The sequence below is a fragment of the Streptomyces sp. NPDC002536 genome (genome assembly GCF_053594995.1).
Genome location: NZ_JBSFWU010000225.1, coordinates 1 through 3,507, shown reverse-complemented (window position 1 = coordinate 3,507; position 3,507 = coordinate 1). Strand labels below are relative to the sequence as shown.

Genomic DNA, 3,507 nt, shown 5'->3' with positions numbered 1-3,507 from the left:
GGCCGAGCGCAGCGCCCCGTACGGGGCGCGGGGAACTGCGCGATCAGCCACGACGCGCCCGCAGTCGACGTCCCGGGGCTTCGCCCCGCGCCCCTTGCGGGGCGCCTCGGTGCCGGCCCCGGTCAGCCCGCGAGCCGCTCCGCGGCCCGTTCGCCACGTCGCCCGACCGGCTCGACCCCGTACGCCGCGCCGAGCCCGGTCGCCGGCATGCCGTGGTAGATCGCCTCGTACGAGCCCGCCGGCACGATGTACGTCTCGTGCCAGATGCCGACGCTCCCGGCAGCGCTGCGCGCACGGCGGTTGAACGCCGCCCAGGCGGGGCGGTGTTGCCGGTCCGGGGCCGAGGCGTAGGCGAGCAGCTTCTCGCGCGACTCCCAGTACTGGACGGTCGTGTAGGTGCGCGGCCCGGACGTGTACGCCTGGTGTCCCAGCAGCCCGCTGCCCTCCTCGCGCGCAAGCTCCTTGAGCATGCGCGGCATGGACATGAGGGTGGGCAGCCAATGGCGCACCGCCCGCCACCGGTTGACACGCATCCCGATGAGGAAGACCACCACCTCCCCCTCGGCCGCCGTCGTGACCCGTTCCGCTATCGGTGCCGTACCCATGCCGTTCTCCCCGTCCCCTCATCGGATAGCGTCGCTATCCATGCTTGGATAGTGCCAGTATCCGAAGGAGGCTGCAAGAGGATGCGACTGGCCGAACTGAGCGAGCGCAGCGGGGTGTCCACCGCCACGATCAAGTACTACCTGCGAGAAGGGCTGCTCCCTCCCGGCCGCCGGGTCACCGCCACCCAGGCCGAGTACGGCGAGGAGCACCTGCGCCGACTGCGTCTGGTGCGGGCGCTGATCCAGATCGGCAGGGTGCCGGTGGCCGTCGCGCGGGAGGTGATCGCCGCCGCGGAGGACACGTCGCTGAACCACCACCTGCGGCTCGGCGCGGCCACCCGGGCACTGCTGCCGCACGACCCGGGGCCCGCCGAGGACGACGAGGCGGCCAGAACCGCACGCCGCTCGGTGGACGCGCTCCTGGAACAGCTGGGCTGGCACGTCATGCACGACGAGCCCTCCCCCGCCCTCGCCACACTCGTCGCCTCCGTCGCCGCACTCGTCCGCCTCGGCTACCCCTGCGACACCGCGCACCTGCTGCCCTACGGCCGCCTCGCCGCCGAACTCGCCGTCGCGGACCTGGACGTGGTGGAGGAACAGCCCACGGCAGCCGGACAGATCGAAGCGGCCGTCGCACTGACCGTCCTCTACGAACCGCTGCTGCTCAGCCTGCGCAGGCTGGCCCACGTCCAGGAATCGGCCCGGCGGTTCGGGGGGTACCAGGCTGGCTGAAAGTTCAGTCGGCACAGATATCGGAGCGAAGGTGACAGGGCCGGTCCTGCGCGCGGCGCCGCCGGCCGGCCTGGACTACCGTCGGCACATGGAGATCTTCGTCGTGTACGAGCTCGACCAGCCCGCCGGGGCCCGGGTCCCGGTGCACGAGGTGCACCAGGTGCACGCGGCGCCGAGTACTCCGGGGGACCCGGGGCTCCCCGGTCCGCGGACGTTCTGCGGCAAGGACACCTTCGCGATGCGGGCGGCCTCGTGGCGGCCCTCGGAGCATCCCGGTGAGCCGTGGTACCCGCCGGAGTACGCCGACCGGGTCTGCGGCACCTGCGACGAGGCGGCCGCTCAGTAGTCCATGATCGCCCCGCACGAGATGTTCACCGTGGCCGCCGTCATCGTGCGGGCCCGGTCGGAGGCGACGAAGGCCGCCACGTGGCCGACGTCCGCCAGGTTCGCCGTCCACGTGAGCAGGCTCGCCCGCTCCAGGCCGGCGATCATCTCCGTGCGGCCGGGGAAGCCCTCCGGAATGGTCTCCGGGACCCCGCCCGTCTTGAGCGTGACGAACCGGATGCCGTGCCGCCCCAGCTCGCTCGACCACTGGCGGCGCTGGCCTTCGAGCGCATCCAGCGCGATCTTGAAACCGCCGAGCTCCGGCAGCGTGTGCGGACCCGAGCCGCCGAAGGCCAGGATCACGCCCGAGCCTCGCGGGATCATGTGGCGGGCCGCGGCGCGGGTGGTGAGGAAGTGCGTGCGGGTGGCGGTGACGACCGGCCGCAGGAAGTCCTCGGCCGAGATCTCCATCAACGGCGCCTGGACGTCGCCGTACGAGATCAGGTTGAACGAGATGTCGATCCGCCCCGCCCTCTCGGCCACCGCGTCGACGTAGAGATCCACCGCCTGTTCGTCCAGGGCGTCGACCCGGTCCGTCTCGGCCGTGCCGCCCGCCGCGCGGATCCTCTCGGCCACCGCGTCCAGCGACTCGAAGGACCGGCCCGACAGGAACACCTTCGCCCCCTCACGGGCGAAGGCACGGGCCACCGCACCGCCGACGGGACCGCCCGCGCCGTAGATGAGGGCGACCTTCTTCTCCAGGAGCGCCATCACCCTTCACCACCTAGGGACGCCGCCGTACGTGCACGAAGCGCCCCAGCACCCAGCCGATCACCAGCATCGCGACCAGCGTCAGCCACAGCGGCGCGGTCACCTCGGGCACGATCAGCCGGATCGTGAGGCGCTGGGTGTTCTCCAGCACGAAGACGAGCAGCAGGACCAGGACGGCCAGCACCACGACCCTGGAGGGCGTCAGCGCGTCACGGACGCGACTTGCCAGGCTCATGCCTCAACGATCGCAGCGTCCCCCGGGTGACGCCACCGCGATGGCCGCCGCATGGCCCTGACCTGCGTCGACGTCCGTGAGCACCCAGCGGGGCGGCGAGGCCGGGACCTCGCCGGAACCGACGTAGGTGACGGCCGGGCTCTCGGAGAGACCCGTGCCCGTCCCCTTGAGATAGGCCTCCTTGCGGGTCCAGCAGCGGGCGAAGGCCGGCGGGCGGGCGGAGGCCGGGAGGGCGTCGAGTTCCGCGATCTCGCGGGGGTGGAGCATGCGGGTCACCTCTGTCACGACGGACAGAGGCTGCTCGACCTCGACGTCGGCGCCGACCGGGGTGTCGGCGAAGGCGAGGAGGGCGAGGTCGCCGGCGTGGGAGAGGTTGAAGTGCAGGGGTGCCCCTGCCACGGCCGGGCGGCCGTGGGGGCCGCCGCAGCCGGGGCACGGCTCACGGGTGAGCCGCACTGCCGCGGGGGCCTCGCCCAGGTATGCGCCCAGGAGGCGGCGGAGGGCGAGGTGGGAGGCGGCGTAGCGGGTGCGGTGCACGTCGTGGATGAAGGCCTTTGCGCGGTCGCGCTCTTCGGGGTCGAGGATCGCGTTGTACTCCTCCGCGGAGGGCGCGCCGTGCTCGGCGATGCGGAGGAGCCAGACGTGCGGCCGGCCGCCGCGGGTCCACGGTTGCGGCAACGGATCGTTGCCCAGGATGCGGGGCCGTATCACCATGTGGATCACCCTACCGGGGGCCGCGCCCCGTCAGGGGGATGCCGGCGGCCTGGTAGTTCTGCGAGGCGTCGTAGATGAAGGAGACGGGGGCGTCCGCCTTCGTGAAGTCGCGGGTGAAGCCGCCCT

The 3,507-nt window shown here is 72.6% G+C and carries 6 protein-coding genes; 2 read left to right on the top strand and 4 right to left on the bottom strand.

The features are described 5' to 3' along the window. Nucleotides 1–122 precede the first annotated feature (122 nt). The gene (locus ACWD4B_RS35530) at nucleotides 123–605 is read right to left on the bottom strand and encodes a DUF4188 domain-containing protein (RefSeq protein WP_451424639.1); all 483 of its coding nucleotides are present in this window, start codon (nucleotides 603–605) and stop codon (nucleotides 123–125) included. An 81-nt stretch (nucleotides 606–686) separates the two neighbouring features. On the opposite strand from ACWD4B_RS35530, the gene ACWD4B_RS35525 reads away from it, so the two are divergent. Continuing rightward, nucleotides 687–1,337: a MerR family transcriptional regulator gene (locus ACWD4B_RS35525; RefSeq protein WP_451424638.1), complete on the top strand. Its 651-nt coding sequence runs from the start codon at nucleotides 687–689 to the stop codon at nucleotides 1,335–1,337. Nucleotides 1,338–1,425: 88 nt separating this feature from the next. Further along, nucleotides 1,426–1,683 (top strand): hypothetical protein, encoded by a 258-nt coding sequence (locus ACWD4B_RS35520; RefSeq protein ID WP_451424637.1) that lies wholly within the window; start codon nucleotides 1,426–1,428, stop codon nucleotides 1,681–1,683. On the opposite strand, the gene ACWD4B_RS35515 is transcribed toward ACWD4B_RS35520, so the two are convergent. Genes ACWD4B_RS35515 through ACWD4B_RS35505 form a run of 3 tightly spaced genes read right to left on the bottom strand, consistent with a single transcriptional unit; the run spans nucleotide 1,677 to nucleotide 3,381 of the window. Beyond that, nucleotides 1,677–2,432: an SDR family oxidoreductase gene (locus ACWD4B_RS35515; protein WP_336413962.1), complete on the bottom strand. Its 756-nt coding sequence runs from the start codon at nucleotides 2,430–2,432 to the stop codon at nucleotides 1,677–1,679. The genes ACWD4B_RS35520 and ACWD4B_RS35515 overlap by 7 nt on opposite strands. Before the next feature lie 13 nt (nucleotides 2,433–2,445). After that, complete coding sequence (locus ACWD4B_RS35510; protein ID WP_336413961.1) at nucleotides 2,446–2,667, bottom strand: DUF1049 domain-containing protein; 222 nt, start codon at nucleotides 2,665–2,667, stop codon at nucleotides 2,446–2,448. Nucleotides 2,668–2,670: 3 nt separating this feature from the next. Continuing rightward, nucleotides 2,671–3,381, bottom strand: a complete 711-nt coding sequence (locus tag ACWD4B_RS35505) for a 4'-phosphopantetheinyl transferase family protein (RefSeq protein WP_451424636.1) — start codon at nucleotides 3,379–3,381, stop codon at nucleotides 2,671–2,673. Between the last annotated feature and the right edge of the window lie 126 nt (nucleotides 3,382–3,507).